The organism is Stenotrophomonas maltophilia (assembly GCF_047497515.2).
In the GTDB taxonomy this organism is placed as follows: Bacteria; Pseudomonadota; Gammaproteobacteria; order Xanthomonadales; family Xanthomonadaceae; genus Stenotrophomonas.
Genome location: NZ_JAXAXL020000016.1, coordinates 107120 through 127325, shown reverse-complemented (window position 1 = coordinate 127325; position 20206 = coordinate 107120). Strand labels below are relative to the sequence as shown.

At 61.5% G+C, this 20206-nt stretch carries 14 protein-coding genes; 12 read left to right on the top strand and 2 right to left on the bottom strand.

The annotated features are described in order from the left end of the window. The first annotated feature begins 181 nt into the window (after positions 1-181). From ACMZPQ_RS18750 to ACMZPQ_RS18725, 6 genes are all read left to right on the top strand, one after another. Positions 182-1087, top strand: coding sequence for a DUF4123 domain-containing protein (locus ACMZPQ_RS18750; protein WP_197584225.1), 906 nt, complete (start codon positions 182-184; stop codon positions 1085-1087). Then, positions 1080-4094: a T6SS effector BTH_I2691 family protein gene (locus ACMZPQ_RS18745; RefSeq protein WP_197584227.1), complete on the top strand. Its 3015-nt coding sequence runs from the start codon at positions 1080-1082 to the stop codon at positions 4092-4094. Before ACMZPQ_RS18750 ends, ACMZPQ_RS18745 begins: the two co-directional genes overlap by 8 nt. Further along, a complete protein-coding gene (locus ACMZPQ_RS18740) occupies positions 4094-5035 on the top strand; it encodes a DUF6708 domain-containing protein (protein WP_197584229.1) in 942 nt (313 codons plus the stop codon). The genes ACMZPQ_RS18745 and ACMZPQ_RS18740 overlap by 1 nt, the downstream gene beginning before the upstream one ends. A gap of 536 nt (positions 5036-5571) precedes the next feature. After that, the gene (locus ACMZPQ_RS18735) at positions 5572-8463 is read left to right on the top strand and encodes a type VI secretion system tip protein TssI/VgrG (protein ID WP_495495855.1); all 2892 of its coding nucleotides are present in this window, start codon (positions 5572-5574) and stop codon (positions 8461-8463) included. A gap of 36 nt (positions 8464-8499) precedes the next feature. Further along, complete coding sequence (locus ACMZPQ_RS18730; RefSeq protein WP_495495854.1) at positions 8500-10566, top strand: hypothetical protein; 2067 nt, start codon at positions 8500-8502, stop codon at positions 10564-10566. 34 nt (positions 10567-10600) lie between these two features. Beyond that, on the top strand, positions 10601-11419 hold the full coding sequence (locus ACMZPQ_RS18725; RefSeq protein ID WP_495495853.1) for a hypothetical protein: 819 nt from the start codon (positions 10601-10603) through the stop codon (positions 11417-11419). Positions 11420-11482: 63 nt separating this feature from the next. On the opposite strand, the gene ACMZPQ_RS18720 is transcribed toward ACMZPQ_RS18725, so the two are convergent. Then, positions 11483-12394 carry a formylglycine-generating enzyme family protein gene (locus ACMZPQ_RS18720; protein WP_312647131.1) on the bottom strand — a complete coding sequence of 304 codons (912 nt, stop codon included), beginning with the start codon at positions 12392-12394 and terminating at the stop codon, positions 11483-11485. Positions 12395-12761: 367 nt separating this feature from the next. On the opposite strand from ACMZPQ_RS18720, the gene ACMZPQ_RS18715 reads away from it, so the two are divergent. From ACMZPQ_RS18715 to ACMZPQ_RS18705, 3 genes are all read left to right on the top strand, one after another. After that, positions 12762-13901, top strand: coding sequence for a hypothetical protein (locus ACMZPQ_RS18715; protein WP_197583219.1), 1140 nt, complete (start codon positions 12762-12764; stop codon positions 13899-13901). A gap of 430 nt (positions 13902-14331) precedes the next feature. Next, complete coding sequence (locus tag ACMZPQ_RS18710) at positions 14332-15294, top strand: DUF6708 domain-containing protein (protein WP_197583218.1); 963 nt, start codon at positions 14332-14334, stop codon at positions 15292-15294. Positions 15295-15370: 76 nt separating this feature from the next. Beyond that, positions 15371-16420 carry a DUF6708 domain-containing protein gene (locus ACMZPQ_RS18705; protein ID WP_197583217.1) on the top strand — a complete coding sequence of 350 codons (1050 nt, stop codon included), beginning with the start codon at positions 15371-15373 and terminating at the stop codon, positions 16418-16420. Between the two features lie 88 nt (positions 16421-16508). Here the strand turns inward: ACMZPQ_RS18705 and ACMZPQ_RS18700 are convergent, their stop codons facing one another. After that, the gene (locus ACMZPQ_RS18700) at positions 16509-17195 is read right to left on the bottom strand and encodes a hypothetical protein (RefSeq protein ID WP_197583216.1); all 687 of its coding nucleotides are present in this window, start codon (positions 17193-17195) and stop codon (positions 16509-16511) included. A gap of 284 nt (positions 17196-17479) precedes the next feature. On the opposite strand from ACMZPQ_RS18700, the gene ACMZPQ_RS18695 reads away from it, so the two are divergent. The 3 genes from ACMZPQ_RS18695 (at position 17480) to ACMZPQ_RS18685 (ending at position 20201) form a co-directional block, all read left to right on the top strand. Next, positions 17480-18361, top strand: coding sequence for a M15 family metallopeptidase (locus ACMZPQ_RS18695; RefSeq protein WP_312648032.1), 882 nt, complete (start codon positions 17480-17482; stop codon positions 18359-18361). Between the two features lie 100 nt (positions 18362-18461). Beyond that, positions 18462-18722, top strand: a complete 261-nt coding sequence (locus ACMZPQ_RS18690; RefSeq protein WP_197583215.1) for a PAAR domain-containing protein — start codon at positions 18462-18464, stop codon at positions 18720-18722. A gap of 42 nt (positions 18723-18764) precedes the next feature. Beyond that, positions 18765-20201 carry a hypothetical protein gene (locus ACMZPQ_RS18685; protein ID WP_197583214.1) on the top strand — a complete coding sequence of 479 codons (1437 nt, stop codon included), beginning with the start codon at positions 18765-18767 and terminating at the stop codon, positions 20199-20201. The last annotated feature ends 5 nt before the right edge of the window (positions 20202-20206 follow it).

Below are 20206 nucleotides of genomic sequence, written 5' to 3'. Positions count from 1 at the left end.
GACAACATCGAGCTGGGCGCGCCGGGGAAGGTGGAGTTCAAGGCAAGCCAGCGGGAGTGGGTGGGGCCGGCGAGTGTGGCGGGGGAGGCGAAGGCCAACGATGGCAAGCTTGCTCTGTGTCCGACCAAAGCGGCGAACGCGGAACGCGCGGGCGCAGCCGTAGTGCCAGTGAGCTGATGCCATGGATTTCTCACATAGGCAGATCCTTGAGTATCCCACTGCCATCATCAGCGAATCGGTGCTGGATTTTGTTCCATTGCTGAGCTCATTCCGGACACTGAGCTTGGAGCCTCAGGCTGTCGCCTTGCCGAAGGGGACGTGTCCCCACTTGGTCTCGCTTGACGGAGCCAGTCCGGATCTGCGCGTGGCGCTGCTTGATGAGCTCGAGAGCACCTATGTGACCGGTGAGCCGCGCGGTCTTCTGGCACTGCTTGGAAGCGATGCCGCTGTTGATCAGGTTGCCCGCCACCTTCGCTCGATGATGTTCCGGCGGAAGCCGGGCAGTGACCGGTACTGGATCAGACTCCATGATCCCCGCGTCTTCACGCACCTTCCGCGGATTCTTTCGCCTGCCCAGCTGCACGGCTTGATGGGGTCGATCGATGTGTGGTGCTGGCGGGATCTCGATCTCGGCACCTGGACGTGTACGGCGCGGCCGGAAGAGGACAAACCGCACGACGAATCCTGGAGCGAGTCGCAATGGGATGCGGTCTTCAGAGTCGAGCTGGTCAACCGAACTGCTCGCGAGATCGCCAGGCTCGCACCGGGCACGCTGGCGTCCTCCGCTCTCCATGAGCGCATCGATGCGGCGCTGCGTCGGGCGATCGAGCAGGAAGGAATGGTTTCGACGGAGGACCAACAGGCATTCGCCGTCGACGCGGTTCTCCATGGCGATGCTCTGTTCCTGCATCCAGTCATGAAGCGGTGTCTCAGCGACATGCGGCAGAGCGGAGGAACCTATCTGGGTGCAATTGCCGAGCTGGATCTTGAAGAACTGGCCCGTAGCATGGAAAGGGCGGACCAGGCTGCACCGGAATCCGCGCGGCGATGGCCGGAAAACGAAATCACAGGAGTGGGAAATGTCTGAGTTCAAGCCAGGTTGGTATGTGGTTTCCGAACCCGATGGCGAGGGACGAACCTCGCTCAAGTACTTTGCCGAGCGGAATTTGGTCACCTGTGAGTGCTACAGCACCAGCGACGGTCGACAGATCTATGTGTGGGGCAATCGAGAGCGCCCCGCGGGAAAGAAAGAAGCCTGGAAGGCCTCCTACAGGTTCGTAGCGACGGACCAGGGCGGCCAGTGGGACAACGAGAAAACAGCTGCGACCAAGCGTGACGCCGGCGCAGGCAGCACTGCAAAGGTGCTTTCTCCCTGCGAGGATCTCACCAAGCACTGTCCTGCCTGTGATCGCAAGGGCCTCCTGTTGATGCCGTTGCGCTATGCCGTCGCCAGAACGGATGTCAATGCGTGGGCGCAGGCGCCGCAGCTTGCAGGCAGCTTCGCTGGTGGGGGAAGTGCCGTGCAGCTGCCTCGTGCGCTCGCACAGTACACCCTGCGCACAGTGCGGGAAGGGTATGTGTATGTCTTCAATGAGCATCTTGGCGCGAGGGGTTGGAAGGCCTATCTGGCAGACGCCAAGGGCTATCTCACGGAATTCGACATCCATAGTTCCCAACCGCCAAGTCTGGAGGACCTGGACAATGCTCCCTGCGGTCGTCGGGCAACCTCGGAGATGGCGCGGTGCGTTCCCATTCCCGATGCGCACATCCCAGGCAGGGTCGGCAATGTGTGGATGGCGTTCTGCGATACGCCATGGACAGCTTCCGTACTGAAAGAGCACATGGACAAACCTGCGGTGAGGCAGGCGAACATGCGCAAGTTCGACGGTGCGGCATGGTGCCAGTCCAAGGGCGAAGCGGAGCAGCCGCATGCAGGTGCTTTGGCCGCGCATCACGCGGAGGTGGCGGAGTTCAAGGTTGGCGGCGATCTGTTTGAACGGATGATGCAGCCGATCCGTTTCGCATGGCCGCTGGGGCTTGATGCCGGCCAGCAGAGTACGTCACCAGCGTTTGCCGATTCCCTGAGTCCATTCAACAGTGCGGTTGGGCAGGTTCCCCAGTTGCTCGAGGCAGGAAGGCAGGCTGGCAAGGACATCAAGGTCGCGATGGTCGCGCTCGACGATCCGATCGGGATTGCGATGGATCTGAACTCCCAGATCATCCGCCGTACCCATGCATGGACAAACGAGCCCTTGCGTCGTTGGAAGCGGGAGAGCGCGCAGGCGATCGATGCCATTGCTATGGCGGTGCGGCACAATGCAGTGCAGCGAACCAGTGAAACGCGTTCCACGGTTGCCGGCATCTTCGGCACCCTGTTTCCAGCGCACTCCAGTGGTGCCTACCGGGGGCGCAATGCGGGCGAGAAGATGGAGTATGCGGGCTACATCACCGAGGAGGAGGCTGACCGCCTCGGAACCGATGCCTGGCAGAGCGATCACATCGATCTGTTCGACAACACCAAGAAGAAGCAATACATCGAGGTCGAGTACCCGGCTGAACTGTCTGCCTTCGAGAAGGCAACGGTCGAGCCGCTCGATGCTGCATATTTGGCGTGGATGGGCTCCGACGCGTACAGAAATCACTTCATTCACAATTTCGACAAGCGAAACATAGACAGCGGCATTGCCTATGTGCACAAGGCAATGCTGGTAATCACCGACGCCACGGCCAGGGCGAGTGTCATGCGCTTCCTAATGGACCGTCTCGGAGAGGATCCCGAGAAGCCGGGATCCGTAGAAGTTCGTGCCCTGGCGGCGAACCAGGAAGAGATCATCAAGGGCTGGGCCGCGGCCATGAAGGATGGTGCCATCAACAAAGACGGCACCAGTTGGGCGGATGCGTCTGAGAAGATCTGGGGTGTATTCAATACCGTACTGACCAGCGACGGCTACAAGTCTGCAATGGCGGGCGGTCCGGCGCCTGCTGGTGGGAAGTGGATGCAGGTTGCCATGCATGCCATTGCAAAGTATGCGTATCAGATCAGTGGACCCGTTGTCTCAAGACTCAGTGGTCTTGGAGACGGTGCGATTGGCTGGATGGCTGCAAAGCTGCCTGAACGACGCGTCATCTCACTGCTCGGAGCCCTTGCAAAGACAGAAGATCCAAACACAAGGCTGAGACTGATCGATCTGCGCACAGAGGCAACGCGAAAGCAGGCTACAAGAATGGTGGCCTCGGCGCTGGCGAGCATCTCTGGCGGGAACTCGCATCAGTACCGTAGTGCAGTGCGCGCATCGCTGGACAACATAGAGGACGCCCAAGGCCGACGTTACCCCTATCAGGCTTTCTTGATCGTGGATGAAGGTGAAGCGCAGAGGCTGATGCAGATGCGGGGCGCTCAGCGCGATCTGCACATTTCCCAGTCCGTCATTGTCCGGCACGAAGAGTTCGACGCCCTGTTGCAGCGCAATGTCAGGCGCGTTTTCGATCTCGATTTCAAGGTGGGCGTCGTCTCCAACATCTTCACCGCGTTCAGTCTTGGACGAGCGTGGGACGAGATGAGGAAGGCGAAGGCAGAAGAGAAGGACGTGAAGATAACCAACTTCGCAGGTGGGGTAGCTGGCCTGACGGGCGGTTTGATGGAGCTGAGTGCGGGCGTCGCCAAGAAGCATCCGTGGTGGGCTGGCAGCCACGGCATAAGGCTGCGGGCCCTTTCGGGCCAGTTGAGCAGCAGGGCGGGGCTGTTGGGCGGCATCGGCAAGTTCCTTGGTGCCGCCGCGGGATTGATCGGAGGTACGCTGAGCATCATTGATGGCTACCAGGACATCGGCCTTTCGCGTGGCTATGGCATCTGCATGATCGTCCTCGGCCTGGCAAGCATCATCGCTGCGATCCTGCTGTTCACCACGTTCGCTTTCGTTGGCTTGATCATCGGCCTGGTGGTCGCGATCATCACCTTGATCGTTGCCTACTTCAAACCGACGAAGATCCAGAAATGGCTGGATGCCTCCTATTTTGGAAAGCACAAGAGCCGAAAATTCGATACGCTTCAGGATGAGATGACTGGCCTGCAGGCCTTGGGTGAGGAGGATTGATGTATACCGGTTGGATGCGCGAGTTTCCCGAAGGTGGTTTCCTTTCGCCCCAGGAGAATGCCTCGCGCTTCAGTCCCAAGGTCGAGCAGGACGTTGCTCCCGACGAGCGTGCTTCGCTGGTTCACTTCAATTCGACTTACGTCGACCTGATTGATCGGCGCTTCAGGCTGCGGGGCATGGTGTCCACCACCATGGTCCTGCTTGGAACCATCGGGCTGTTCCTGCTCGGGTTCTTCCTCCTGTTCACCCTGGTGATTCCGAATCTGGAAGGCGACTTCTGGGACTGGGTTATGTATGCAATGGTTGCAGTGTGCGTTGTTGGCGCTCCTGTACTGTTCTGGCATACGACACTCAAGTACGAGTTCTTCACGTACGTCTGGTATCCGACGCGATTCAATCGCCGTAACCGGATGGTCTATTTCTTCACCGGAGGCAAGGAAGGGGCAGTCCGGGTGCCGTGGGATGACGCGGTGTTCTACATCGGTCGGGGAACTACCCAGGACTTCCTGCGTGACCTGCGCTGCAGCGTCGTTGAAGACCGGGTGGTCAAGCGCACCTTCGCCGTCGGGCACTACTTCGATGACGAGCAGAAGATCAAGGAAATCTGGGAGTTCGTCAGGCGCTACATGGAGAGTGGGCCGGAGGCCGTGATCGACAGCATTGAAGACCGGCAGATGAACCTCTCGGTGAAACCGTCCTGGCGCAACTGCTATCTGTTCGTGGTTGCCAGCCTAGGGCCCGCCATGCTGGGTGCCCGATTCGTGTTGATGCCGCTGCTGTTGCCTCTCGTTCTGTGCCGCTGTCTGGTCTTGAAATCCTGCCGTATGCCAGTGTGGCCGCAGTGGGTAGAGGACGAATGCGCGATCGATGCCAATGATCCTCTGAGACTGGTCGAGCCGGAGGTCATGGCGCAGTTCGAGCCGGACCGTCGGCCGGTCTGATTTCACGGGGGGCGCTTGGGTGAACAGCGCTGGGCAAGCAGGGCGGCATGTGGCTCACATCAGCCGTGTCGAAGAGCCAGTTCGCTGGCTGACTCGTCGAGGCCCTGCACCCAAGGCGGCGTCCTCGACGTCCGCATCAACGATGAAGTGCCGGTGCAGATCGTACGGAACCCTGCTGCCTGAGATTGCAGAGAGCGTGCTGGCAGCAATGGCCGAGGCGAGCCAAATCAACGCCATCAAAGTCATCGGCGGCAAGTAGGGTGGCTTCAAAAATGTCATGACACTGAGCGAAAGGAGAACGCTGGTGGAATTCTTTGGACTTGACTGCGAAGCAGCCCTTGACCACTGCGACAGCCTGGAACTGGGCTTGGGTCGTGAGCTGGACCGCGTCCGTTCGTGGAACGGGCTCCGTCCGGAAGCGGCGTGATCGCCGTGCGTGCCTGCGCCCCGGTCGGGACGCAGGCCGCGCGGGCGCGGGAAGCGGAGTACACCGATGCGCATGTCGCATGCAGACCACCTTGAGGCACGGAAGCACCATGGATCTGGTAAACAACCTGCGGGCAGCCTTGGCCGGCCCCTCGCACGCACAGCGCTTCCTGCGGCTGCACACGTCGCTGGGAAGCGACGTGCTGGTCGCCGAAACCCTCGATGGCGTCGAGCAGCTCGACGGTATCGGCTTCCAGTGGACGATCACCGCCCTGTCGTTGGACGCCGGCCTGCAGCTGGCGCCGTTGATCGGGCAGGGCGCGCTGTTGCAACTGCAACAGGCCGATGGCAGCGTGCGCCCGCTGCATGGCCGCATCACCGCCGCCGAGCGGCTGGGCAGCAATGGCGGCCTGGCGCGCTACCGGCTGCGCCTGCAACCGTGGCTGGCATTCCTGTCGCAGCGGGTGGACAGCTATGTCTTCCACGACAAGACCGTGGTCGAGATCGTCGAAGACCTGTTTGCCGACTACAGCGGGTTGGCGCCGGCCTGGCGCTGGTCGCTGGGTGACGCCAGCCAGTACGCGCGGCGCAGCCTGACCACGCAGTATCAGGAAAGCGATCTTGCCTTCGTCCAGCGCCTGCTGGCCGAGGAGGGCATCTATTACTGGTTCGAGCATGCCGGCGAGCCCGGCGGCGCGGACTTCGGCACGCACACGCTGGTGCTGGCCGACCACAGCGACGACACCACCGAACTGGGCAGCGTGCGCTTCCATCGCCGCGACGAGAGCGAGCGCAGCGACAGCGTGCAGCAGTGGTCCACCGCGCACCGCTGGCGCCCGGGCAAGGTCGAGCGCGCCACCTGGGATTACCGCACCCTGGAGCGGCGGCAGGCCAGCGCCGAGGCCGCGCAGAGCAACGACCTGGGCATCGTCGACCGCGATACCTGCGGGCCCTACGGCTGGCAGGACAACGCACGCGGCCAGCGCCGCGCACAGCAGCACCTGGACGCGCTGCGCGTGCGCGCGCACACCATCGATGGCGCCGGGCAATGGCGCGCACTGGCGCCCGGTGCGCGCTTCGGCCTGTCGCAGCATCCGCAGGTCGGTGACGACGCTCAGTTCCTGTGCCTGTCGGTGCACCACCAGGCACGCAACAACCTCGATGCCGACGTGTTCGACGCGCTGGAGCAGGCGCTGGGCCCATCCAGCGTGGCGGCGCCGACGCTGCCGGGCGCGCTATCCGGTCTGGCCAATGGCCAGGCGTCGGGCGAAGTATCCACCGCGTTCTACGACAACCGCTTCGTCGCCATCCCGGCCGAGGTGAACTACCGGCCACAGACCGAAGACGGTCACGGCGCGCACCTGCATCCGCGGCCGACCATCACCGGCACGCTCAGCGCGATCGTGGTCAGCGATGGTGACCCGCTGCTGTCCGACCGCGACCACCGCATCAAGGTGCAGTTCCCGTGGCAGCGCGGCGGCAACGCCAGCAGCGGCCTGGCCCATCCCGGCGGCGACGACAACGCCCCGGCCAACGGTGGGGCCTGGACCTGGGTGCGGGTGATGACCCCGTGGGCCGGTGACAATTGGGGTGGCGTGGTGCTGCCGCGGCGCGGGCAGGAAGTGCTGGTGGCGTTCCTGGAAGGCGACATCGACCGGCCGGTGGTGGTCGGGGCGGTCTACAACGGCCGTGGCCAGCAGGACGCACAGCACAACCAGATCAATGGCGGTGGCGCCACTGCCACCGGCAACGCCGCCGCCTGGTTCGAGGGCAACGACCACGCCGCGGTGTACACCGGTTTCAAGAGCCAGGCGCTGGCCGACAGCCAGGGCGGCACCGGCGGCTACCAGCAGCTGCGCTTCGATGACACGCCCGGACAGGGCCGCGCGCAGCTGTCCACCACCCAGCACGAGACCACGTTGACCCTGGGCCACCTCAAGGGCGGCCAGGACAATGTGCGGGATGGCGAGCGCGGCTTTGGCGTGGAGCTGTCCACCCAGGCACAGGGCGCACTGCGTGCCGGACGCGGCCTGCTGCTGACCACCGAACAGGGCACGCCACAGATGGCTGCGCCGCAGGCATTGAGCCAGCTGCAGGAAAGCCAGCAGCTGCTGCAGCAGCTGGCCGAATCGGCGGTCAACCAGCAGGCGCAGTTGCCCGACGACCCGACCGAACTGCCGGTGGATGCCACGCTGACCGAGTTGCAGGAGGCGCTGCGCGCCACCCACAGCGGCAGTGCTGCCGGCAGCATCGCCGGGGGTGATGGCGAAGCACCGGGCTGGAGCGCGCCGGTGCTGCTGGGCAGCGGCGTGGCCGGCGTGCTGAGCCTGACCCCGGCCGACCAGGTCTGGGTCAGTGGCACCCACACTACGCTGGCCAGCGGCGTGGCGCTGAACTGGACGACGCAGGGCTCGCTGACGATGGCGGTGGCTGGCGGTTTGGTGATGTACACCGCCGGCGTCCAGCCCAGCGGTGAAAGCCCGAACCAGGAGCGCGGCATCGCGCTGCACGCCGCGCAGGGCAAGGTGAGTGCGCGTGCGCACAAGAACCAGATGATCGTGGCGGCCAAGACCCAGGTGCGTATCGCCAGTACTGAAGCGGATGTGCAGCTGTCGGCGCCGAGCAAGCATCTTCTGGCGACGGCGGCAGGGGCCTACATTCGGATCGAGGGCGACAACATCGAGCTGGGCGCGCCGGGGAAGGTGGAGTTCAAGGCAAGCCAGCGGGAGTGGGTGGGGCCGGCGAGTGTTACTGCGCCGCTAGTTTTGCCGAATCCTGCTGATGCCTACAAGCTCAAGTATGTCCTCCGCGATTTCGCAGGCCAGCCGATGCCGAACTCGCCTTATGTGCTGGTCATGCCCGATGGCAGCACGCGGGAAGGCACCACCAATGCGCAGGGCGAAACCGAGCAGGTGGTGACCAAGGGCCCGCAGAACATTCATCTCTTCGTCGGCGACGGTGAAACCAGGCACGAAGGCTATTACCTCAACGACGAAGCGTAAGCGCGCAGACGATCGCCGCGCGACAAGGAAGACATCATGGCAACTGGAAATTTCAGGCTCTACTACCTCGCCGACAATGGTCAGCAGCGTCCTGCCGCAAAGGTCCGCTACCGGGTTCTGCAGCTGCCCGATCGCAACGAGGTCGTCAATGGAACAACCGATGCGCAGGGCCTCACGAAGTTCGTGAATACCACGCCGAATCCGTTACAGAATCCATTGGACAAGGGGGTCAAGCCTGCCACGCAGGTTCCGTTCCTTCCGCCCACGACCATACGTTTCCAACTGGAAGTCTGGGATTTTGATCAGCGCAAGTGGGTGCAGCCGGATTTCGCAGGCCGTCAGAAGAAGGCGGTCTCGCACGATATCGAGCTTCAGCTCAACAGCACCATCATGACGATGGCGCCGATCCAGTGTGCGCTTGAGCTGCAGCCTTACTTCCGGGTGAAGTTCCAGATGCAGGCCGACCAGAAGGCGGTCCCGAATGCGCCCTACCTCGCCTATGCGGTAGATGCAAAGGGACGCGAGGTTGCAGGCCACGACGCGGCTGGCCGTCCCATCAAGGGGAACACCGACAAGAACGGCATGACGCCGCGCGTCACCTGCAATGGTCGTCGCCGGTTCCACTTCAATCTCGGCGGGACGAAAGTAGGCCGCAGCACAGACATGCTGGATCCCCTGGTCAAGGGACAATCGACGACGCTGTACGTGCTGGGCATGAAGAGCCAGGTCGCGATGAGTGAATCCGGGCAGGGGCGCACCGCAAGAGTCGACGGAAAGATCAGCGCGCCAGCGATCCTCAACGCTGAGGCGCGGGAGCTGCTGTTGCTGACACCGGATGTCTGGAGTGAGTTCGAAGAGCTCAGCGGTATGATCGAAAACACCATGGCCGGTCTGCACCGATCGCGCGCCAATCTCGACAATGCGCTTCAGGGACGGGATGCGAATGCAGTCGCAGCTGCGGAGAAGGCGTTGGGCATCGCCGAAGACGACGTGGCGAAAATGCTCAATGAGAATTTCTCGAAGTTGACCGACCTGAAGGAAGTCGTCACTTTCGAGACGTACGACAAGGGGCGTCATGCAGGAAGCAATATGGCGGATCGCTCGGGTCTGCGCCGTCGCTACATTCCCGCCAAGAAGTATGAAGAGATCAAGAAGCGCCGAATCATGGGAATTCCGACGGCGGTGAATACCTCCGTCGGCACCAAGGTCAAAGGTGGTCCGGTCAGTGGCTCGAGCGAGGGAAAGCACGAGGTCACCGGAACCAAGCCATTTGATGCGGCTGACTTCAAGAAGTCGCTCCGTACGATCACGCTCTCTGCGAAGGCCGAGACGAAGATGGATCCGTTCGTCTTCGACATCATCGAGTCAGGTGGAAATGAATTCGTCGAGCATGTGAAGAAGAGTGATTCCTATGAAGTTGCGAGCGCTTCGCAATGGCTTCGCTTTGTTGCCGGTGCGGGCGCAAGCAGTGCTGCAAAATGGGATCCCAAGAAAGGTATTGCTTCGGCAAAAGCCGAGGCCAGTGCGTCTGCCAAGCTGATCCTCTTTGAGGGGAAATGGACGCATAGCTACTCCGTGCCAAGCATCAAGGGCTGGCAGATGCAGTTTGGTGACGTGGATCTTGGCGCCATCGTGTTTGTCCTGTCCTGCGACCTGTACGGATTCGTCGGCGCGAAGGGCACCCTGGCCGGCTCCGCCGAAATCAAGTATGTGCAGAAAAAGCCTGTCGCTACCGCGGTTCAACGTGATCGCTCTGACTCGCTGGCGGAAAATTTTGATACGCAGCGAGGGTTGCCGCGTGCACAGATGGACCCCCGGCGGGTCCGCATGTTCGGGATGAACGAGTCAGCGGCGAAGGAGAGCGGTGTCGGCGTCCACATCAATGCGGAAGTCTTTGCGGGTGTTGAAGGCGGAATCACGCCGTCCGGGGATCTGCGCTGGTTGCCGCCAGATCGGAAAGATCCCGTCAGCTTCGCAAAGATCGCCCTGGATGTGGCAGTGAACGCTGGCGCTGGCGCGAGTGCTCAATTGCATATCTTCTTCAACAATGGAAGGTTCCGCATCAAGGCCTCGGCGCGGCTGTGCTGGGGGGGGGGGGGCTAAGGGCGCCGTTGAGTTTGCCGTCGACGTGGGAGGGATGAAGGAGTTTGTAAAGTGGGTCTTCTATCAGTTGGCCCACTCTGGATTCATCCAGCTCACCTACATCGCGCAGGGTGCGTTCGAGGCGCTATCCAAACTGCTGTTCATGGTAATTGCCGAGGACAGCGATATGGGGAAATCACTGGCCCAGAGCGTCGCGCAGATAAATGCGAGCTTTAAGGAACTTCAGGGCAGGTTAGAGCGTGCGAGTGCCCGTGATGCCCTCGTCAACCGTATCAACAGTAAGCCGGATTGGCTCATTTACGCGACGCCCGAAACCAGGGGGATGCTGCTCTACGCCGTTACCCGGCACTACCCTGAATCCCACGCACGCAATCTTCCCGAGTTTTCTCCGGGCTGGGGCGACATCGAGATCCAAGCACTACCAGGGCACAAGCAGGCGGTGCTGAATATTCTGCAACCTGTCACATCCAGGCCGGAGTGGATGAATGTCATGCAGCACATGACGATTGAAGGGAAGCGGCGGCCCGACGGTGGAAAGGCAGAAGGTGACGTAGTGCGTTTCCTCGACTACGGCTACTCGTTGAACAACGATCTCCCGAGTGTGTTCGGAACGATGAACAAGCACTCTCGCGACAAGGTTGGAGATGTGGGAAATTCTTATCTGCAATCGTTCCTTGAGAAGCGCTCGAAGCTGCTCAACGAATTCCCGAAGGGATATGAGGTCGCTCAGATCATGAGCATCGACGATCCGGTCCAATTGGCTGCACTGGATGGCACTGAGTCGCCGACGTTTGCAATGATGGATCCCCCAGGACTCTGGCTGGACCGGGACGATCAGACCATGCTTGCCTGAAAGAGCAGGCAGGCGGCAATATTCTGCCGCCCGCCTGCTACTTCCGGGAGGAATTCTCAGTGCTCAGTCCTGACTGACGCAGCGGAACCCGTGGCTCGCATTCTGGTTCGCATCAATGTCACTTCCATGGGCGTTCTTGAACTTGGGGGGATTCGGAGGCCGGTGATCGCGCGCAAACGTCATGGCAACAAATAAAAGTGAATCACCGCCACGACTGTCATTCCCTCGAATTACCTTGTCGGTACCTTTCTTCGGGCCAAGAGGATTTTTGGCATCACCTCCAGTGTAGTTTTCCTCGTACCAATCCTGTACCCATTCATAACCGTGGTCTGTCATGTCGTACAGTCCGGCCGGATTGGCAGGGAATTTGCCCAGAGAGGTTCCGCTGCCGTCATCGTACTGAGAATAGCTCGCGACATTGCGACCATCATCGATACTGCCTGTATCGGTCGCGAACAAAACCATCTTGCCTCCTGATCGTGCCGCGTACTCCCACTGTGCCTCGGTTGGGAGTGTGAGCTTGCGGCCCGATCCCTTCCCGGCCCACGTGCAGAAGTCCATGGCGTCCTGCCACTTCACTCCGGCGGCCGCCTTGAGATCCGTGCGATACAAATCGGCATCGATTTTCGTCGTGCCTACTTTCGGACGGCCGGTAGCGTCTGTAAAGGCATCAAAATCCTCAATTGATACTTTGTGGGCCATGATCGAAAAGCCGTCCAGTGTGATCTTGCGTAGGACGTCATCATTCATCGCTCCACTGTAGGGCAGCTTGTCCTCGTTGTGCACGGGGCCAAAATCACCCATCAGGAACGAGCCACCCTTGATCGGCACCAGGTCCGAAATGATCTTCTGCTGCGTTTCAGCACCGGAGCCGTTTTTTGCCTGGGGAGACGACCCTTCTTCCTTGGCGCATGCCGAGGTGGTGAGTGGTAGGATGGCTAACAGGACAGCCGTCCGAAGTGAGAGCGTAGACATGAAGAACTCCTTTGGCCGAGGCTCGCATATTAGCAACGGTCGCATTGCCGTGAGTGAACGCTGTGCCGGGCAATGGGTCTTCTGTGACGGGCGTCTTCAAGATCGCCGCATCTTTACCGTGAGGGCGAGTCCAGAAAGGAGAATGGTCAGACCCTAGTCCTGCGCGGCCCAGTGCTGTCCGTTGCTTCTATTCTGATTGAAGTCGATGTCACTCCCATCGGTATCCTTTGTCTTCGGAGGATCTGGAAGACGATGGTTTCGAGTAACGAGCATTGATACAAAGGCGAGTGAGTCACCGTCACGACTATTGTTTGCCCAGATGACCTTCTCAGTACCGTTCTTTGGCCCTGTAGGAGGCACAGCGAACGTGAAGATGGCGCTCTCGCCACGTCTGCGCTCTCGAGTGATGTCCTCGTTGAGCCGCATGTTCAAGAGAGCTGGTCTGGAAGTTGCCCATCTGGTTGATGACCGAATGAATATCGAAGTAATGGATATGAACGGGCCAGTGCTCGGCCCCGGTGGAAAGATGTACCCGCTGCTCCTCCGTCGTACCGAGGATGGTGGCCCTGACTTTGTTCTTGACATTAATGAGGAGGTTCTGGTCACTGCCCCTGATGTCAACGCAATTTCAGCGGGGAAGGGTGTGGCCGTGATCCTGCTGTTCGCGATAGCACTAGTCATCGCTGTTCTGGTAGGTTTTCTTCCGAATTTTCTCGAGCATGCATCCGAGCTAAAACTTCCATTAGTTCTGATTTTTCTCACAGTCATCCTCGGTCTGGCGGTGAGTGTCAACGTGTTTAGGGCTGTGCGCAGTGGTAATCGATTGGAGCCTGTAGTCTTTAACAGGGCTGATCAAACGGTCACGCACTACAGTCAAGCAGGGGCGGCTTCGTACAGTTGGCAGGCACTGAGACCATTCATTCGCATCATTCAGATCGTGCATGCCGCGGGTGGCTCGGTGGCGTATCAGCTGATCCTAGCGGAGGTCGACGATGAGACCGGCGTTGTCCGCTCGGAATTCGTTGCTGGTAAAGGCGATCTGATCGGCGCTGGCGCAAATCGGTATGATTTCATTCAGCGCTTCATGGACGGTCCCCTTTCAAGCCTTCCAAAGTTTCAGTTGGCTGCGCTTCGCATGGATTGGTTCAAGCGGCTGGCGGTAAGCATTTGGACGTTGGAGGTGACGCGTAAGCGCTTGCTGGGCGAACGAGATTGGACACCACTCACCATTTTCTTAAGCGTATTGTGGATCGCTCTATTGGCGCCGTTTCAAGTGCCAGAGTTGATCGGCGCCTGGATCTCCAAGGGGCTGTACGGATTGAAAGAGTCTGGCCCTTGGGCCGGGCGCTTTGATGCCTTGAAGAGCGACTCGATCCTGAAGTCGAAGGCCGAGCACTATGGAGAGGTGACGTCTGTGGCAAAGAGAATAATCATCATCTCTTTGGCGCTTGGTGTGTTTGTATGGGTGCCGCTCTTCCTGCTCCTGTCTGTCGCGGTGCGCGGTTGAGCCATTGATATCTCGTTAGCCTGGCGCGGGACGCTCTGCGGTCATAAGCGGCGGCCGACGAGGTGGAGTGGGTTGATCACCAGCGCTTGGGTGAGATGTTTGCTTCAGGTCATGAAGCATTGTTCTACCTTGGCAGCGGAGTCAGTCGCGAATTTCTCCAAGACCTGCGCTCCAGTATCGATGAGATCCCCGTGTTCAGGCGTACATTCCTATCTGTCACCAGGGATCTCCCATGCTGCTAGCCTCACCCTTCAGTGGGGCCGCCGTATTGGCCAAAGTGAACCTTTTTCCTGCATCCAGGCCAGAGGCGTTCGTAGTGCCTTGGGTCTACATCATTCGGTGAAATGTAGTGGATTACGCTGGAATCGATGCAAGGAACCTTCGCTTCGAGATAAATCGCCCCCTGACGGCGGCTGAGGAGCGAGAGCGATTGAACATCTCCACTCCCATTGGTATGCCTGTGCGTAGCGGCTTGTCCGTGATCAGAATCAGCGCGTCCTACCTTGAGCTCGTAGACCGCTGGTATCCAGTGAAAGGCTTCAATGTCTGGCTCTCGGTGCTCGGCGCACTGGCATTCGTCCCGACCTCTACCTATCTCCTGATCAACCTGATCATCTTTGGCGAGCCCTTCAAGGAAGAGGAGCGCTGGATTCTGTGGTGCTTCTGGACGTTCATCGCTCCAATTTCACTGTTCATTCTCGCTGGCATCGTGTGGCTCTTCCGGAGCGAGTGCTTTCGCTGGACGCACTACCCGATCCGCTTGGACCGCGTCAGTCGCAAAGTGCACTTCTTCCGTCAGAACGGTACGGTCGCAACCGGAGATTGGGACAGGTTGTTCTTCTTCATCGGCGAGTCGACCACGCCGCCCATCGGAACAACGCATGATTTAAGGACGCACTTCCTGTCTGAAGATGGAAAGACTGTCCTTGAGACGTTCTCTTTGGGCTATGAGTACATGGGAAGTCGCCCGGATCTGCTTGAGCTGTGGGAGTTCATTCGCCAGTACATGGAGGGAAATGATGAAGTGGTCGCCCGGCTTTGCGCCAAAGTTCCGATTTGCATTCCAGTTCATGATCGCAAGGAAGGATTTTCCTTTGGCGTGGTTCGTACATTTGCGGGCCTGATCCATTGGCCATGGCTTCACCTCGTCGCATGCCTGCCTTTCAGCTTCATCGCTATCGGGCGTTGGGTGGCAATGTCCACCTGTCGTATTCCTATATGGCCGAACGAGATCGAGCATGATGCTGCTACTGCAAAGGATCGCTGGTACCGGGACTGGCGCGACAATCCCAGGCTTGGCTTCTTGGAGAGAACATGGCCGCTGATCTGTACCGCGCTTGGCGTTGGAGCGGGCCTTTATATCATCTACTTGATCGAGCGCTCTCTGGGATGATTGTTCATCAAGACGCGCTGAGTCACCAGGTGCCGCGCCGGCGCAACTCTGCCTTCATGCACATGGGAGACAGGCGATGAGTCAGTTCGCCGGCTGGCTTGCCCAGCGCTATCGCAACAACCGCTTCTTGACCGGCTATGAAGTCGCTGCCGACGTTCGAAACTTTGATGCGTCAACGTTGATGCCGCTGGATAAAGGTGTTGTCTACCTCGACGATAACTGCATCGAGTACGTTGATCGGCACTTCCTCTATCGCGGATGGGCAGTGATGTGGGGCTTTGTGGTTATCAGCCTCGTACTACTGTTCGTGTCCGCAATCGCGCATGCGACGGTTACGATGCAGGCGGAAGGGAGGAGCGTCAGTCCGGAGATGGTTGCCACCGTCTCTGTGCTGGGTGCTCTGATGCTGGGCTTGGTGGCATTCGTCTACTGGATGCTGCTTGGAAGAGACATTTTCAGGCATCAGTACTACCCCATCCGCTTTGATCGAACCACGCGCCAGGTACATGTCTTCACGGGCGGACGCAACAAGGTGATTTCTGCGCCCTGGTCGGATATCCGCTTCGTCATTGACAGGGACAAACCCGCTGGGCCCGGTGAAGACTACACCTACGATCTCAGGGGGCTGGTGATGCGCGGCGATCAGGTTGTGCACACATTCGCCGTAGGCTCAGATTGCGGTTCGAACCCCGCCGTCGTGCTCGCGCACTGGGAAATGATCCGGCGCTTCATGGAGCAGGGGCGTTCCGCGCTTCCGTTCCCGCCGTTGCAGCTTTACACCTCGGTGGTGCCGAGCTTCCGCAATGCGTTCATCATTCATGTCTCTTCTGCGGGCGCTGGGCTGATGTGGATCGCGCTGCCGCTCACCTTGCCCTGGGCGCTGTTCCGCTTCCTTGCGATGAAGCTGTGCCGGAAGCCGGTCTGGCCGGCGGCGGTAACCCGACGCGGAACATCCGAGCCTTCCGATACGCCGCCGCTGCGTGCGCAGGCCGTATACGGGCGGGTGGATCATGCGCGCGGCCGGGCGGATCAAATGGAGCGCTTCTGGAAGGACTCGATAGCCGCTGCGAAGGCCCGCAACGACGAAGTGCGGCAGCAACTCCTGCAGGCAACGGGCCGGGTCTGACAAAACTGCCCGCCGCAACGTGTGCGGGCTGGTAGAAGTCTTCGGTTACGGCCGAGCGTCGAGAACGGCTCGACTCTACAAAGTCGCGTCACATCGCCGGGCAGGCAGGGTCCTTGCCGCTCACCGCCGCGCAGATCCGGCGGCGGCAATCCACGCCCTTCAGCGACGCGGGGCTGGGGCAGGCGCGCAGCTGCGCCTGGATGTTCGATTCGGTCGAGGCGGACTTCTTGCTGGCCACGCGCTCGAAGGCGGCGCGCTCGTCTTCGGTGCGCTTGCGCTGGTCGGACTCGATCTGCGCGATCAGGTCGTCCATGTTCTGCGGTTGGCTCTTGGCCTTCGTCTTGGCCTTGTCCTCTTCCTTGATGATGCCGAGCAGGGTGCCGAGCAGGTTCTCGTCCTGCTTGCCCTTGCTGCCAGCGGCCGGCGCGATAGCGCGGCTGCTGCGCGATGCCTGCGCGGCGGCGCGTGAAGACGCGCCTGTTGCCGCTGCGGCACCGGCGGCGCCTGCAGTGGTCGCCGCCGAAGCGGTTTCGGCCGGGGCCGCCGCGGTTTCCATCGGCGCCGATGCGGGCGCGGGCAGGGCCGGTTCGCCAGTGGTGGCCGGCGCATCCACAATCATCGCGGCCCCGTCGCGCGGCGCGCTGGCCGGAACATCCGGATGGCCGGTGGCGTGCACGGAGTCTGGGGCCAGCGAATATTCGCCGGACTCGCGATAGTCACTGTTGCCGGACAGGCCCCATACGGTCAGTCCGCCAATGACCACCACGGTGCTCACGATCGCGAGCCACAGCCCGAGGCGACGGTTGCCACCAGACGAAACGCGCGCAGCACGAGGCGACGCGGTTGCCTGCCGGCCCTCCATGTCTGCCAGAATACGGCCCGAATTCGGGGCCTGGCCCTTTGCCTGCGCTCCCCCTGAGAGCAGACTTGGCCGATTGATTCCGCCATTATTCAAGTGCATCCAGCCCTTGGTTTGACTCGGCATCTGCCGAAGCGAATTTCCGCATTCTTAGTGAAAGGCGGTGGGGCGTCAACCAGATTACGTGTCAGGGAGGACCGGTGTTGCCAATCGTGGTTGCTGCCATTGCGGCTGTACTGCTTGTAGCCGTGGTGTGCTGGGTGTTGTTGTTTCCCGAAACGGTGGAATCGCTGCGCGAAGCGCTGGCGCGCCGGCTGGGTGGATTCCGTCGCAGGGCGGGCCGGGTCGGCGATAAAGTCGGCCACGGTGTGACGCGGGTGCGCAGTGGGGTTCGTGAAGAAGCTGGCGCAGCACACAGCGCGCTTCGGCGGCATTGGCCGATTATGGCGATTGCGGCCGCGGCGCTGTTGATTCCCCCAACTGTGATATTGATCACACGTCAGACGGTGGTGCTGGACGATTTTCGCGGCGATGATCTTGCCGAGTCGAGTTCCATGGTCGCCCAGCTATTAAGGGGCGAGCGCCTGACCCCGCCGCCACCGCCGCCGCCGGAGGTGTTCACCACCGCCGAAGTGCGACGCCTGCGGCCTGAAATCGTGACGGCGGACCGCAAATGGGGTCAGATCGATGCGGATCTGCAGCAGCGTGTGCTGGCCATCTATGAGGTGATGCGTCGTCAATACGGCTATGAAATGGTGCTGATTGAAGGCTATCGCAGCCCCGAGCGGCAGGCGGAGTTGATGGCCGGGGGCAAGGCGACACGCGCCGGCGCGTGGCAGAGCTGTCACCAGTATGGGCTGGGCGTGGACAGTGCGCCGATCCGCGACGGCAAGCTGCAGTGGGACATGAACGATGAATGGACCAAGCGCGGTTATTTCCTCTACGGCGAGCTGGCTGAACAGGCGGGCCTGGATTGGGGCGGAAACTGGCGCAGCATCAAGGATTATGTTCACGTGGAAATGACAGCGCGTTGCCGCGCGGCGCGTGCAGCCAAGCGTGAAGAACTGTCACGCCAAGGGTGATAACCCCACGGCGGTGCTGGTATGGTTAACAACGATGATCTGGGTCGCCGGGGAACAGGCGATGGAGTGCCAGGTCACACAGGATCAAGGAGCATGATGGATGGCACGACCGTTTATCGTCGTCGGTGACAAGCTGAGCCACGGCGGCAGCGTGGTGGCAGGCACCGGGCAGACCGACATCAATGGCAAGGCGGTGGCCCGGGTGGGCGACGGTGCCGTGTGCGCCGTGCATGGTGCGACCACCATCGTCAGTGGCGATGCCACGGTGCTGGTCGATGGCCAGCCGGTGGCGCGCGACGGCGATCGCACGGCGTGCGGGGCGACGCTGATGGCCTCACAGGCCACCACTGGCCTGCGCTGAACGACGCGGTCGACAGGAGCAGCGCATGGAGCACGGCAACTGATGGCGGGATGGTTGGGCAAGGCAGCGTCGGTGGTGATGGTCTTCATCGCCACCTGGGGCGCGACGATTCTTTACTGGCGCAACAGCGGCACGGTACCGACCGGCATGCAGATGCTGGCCTATCTGGGCCTGCTGCCGGTCGGCCTGAGTGGTGCCGGCTTCATGCTGCGCAGTGCGGCGCGACGCGGCGCCGATGTGGCGCTGGCCAAGGCCGGTGACGATGCTTCGGCGCCCGCGAAGGGCGAGGCGGGACAGCACGCTCAGGGCGCCCCGCAGGTGCCAGCGGTTGCACTGCTGGCCGGTGATCTGAAGCTTGGCCTCGACCTCGACCCGGAGGCCTTGCTGGCGACGGCGGCAGCGCCACCGCGGCCGTCGCTGGATGGCCGCTTCCGCGACAACTACAACCTGCCAGTGCGGATGAGCGCCGCGCCGGATCTGGACGAATTCGAAGTGCTGCAGGCCCGTCAGGACGGTATCGATACCGCCGCGCATGAACGACGTGCGCTGGCGCTGTTGCAGCCGGTGCTGGAACGCCTGCTGGAGGCCGCCTTCACGGCGCTGCCGGAGATCGAAGCCACTGAAGAGGTGGTGGTGGCCGGCCTGCGCCGCCGCGATGAGCAGCGCGTGGAGAATGTCCTCACCCTTGAATTGCTGGTACCCGGCAGCTGGTCCGATGCGCTGCGGCCGTGGGTGCAGGACTGGCTGCTGCAACAGGCGCGCGCGGTGGGACTGGATGCCCGCCGTTTCGACGTGCGCATCACCACGCTTGAAAGCGCGCGTGACGTGTGGCCGCACCTGCAGCGGGTGATCGATGCGCTGCATGCATCGCCGACGCCCCGCTGGCACCTGCTGCTGGCCTCTTCGTCGAGCATTGATGCCAACATCATTTCGGCGTGGCAGGCGACCGGCGTGCTGGCCACCGCCAAGGACCCCGACGGGCGCGTGCCGGGCGAGGGCGCGGCGGGCGTGTTGCTGGCCAGCGCGAGTGCCGCGCGTGAAGGCGCCGGCCGCGTGTGGCGACCGCAGCTGCTGCGCGCCGAACAGATTGAAGGCCAGCGCCCGGCCGAGCAGCGCCGCCAGCTCGCCACGCTGGCCACGCAGTGGCATGCGACGGTGGGCGCTGACAGCGGCCCGGCCCAGTTCGTGCTGCACGACGCTGACCACCGTGGCGACCTGATGGTTGATGCCGCTGCCATCGCTGCGACGCTGTCACCCGATCTCGACTTCAGTCCGCAGAGCCTGGCGCTGGCCATCAGCGCCGGTGAGCTGGGCCCGGTGCTGCCGGTGGCCCAGCTGGCGCTGGCCCACGTACAACTGCAACGCCAGGGCGAACCTGTGCTGCTGCTCGGCGTTGCCGACAACCAGCAGCGCCTGTTCGGACTGGTCGACCCGCTTCCTTCCCCGACGCTGGCGGCCGATGCGCCGTCGGCCTCCTGACCCCT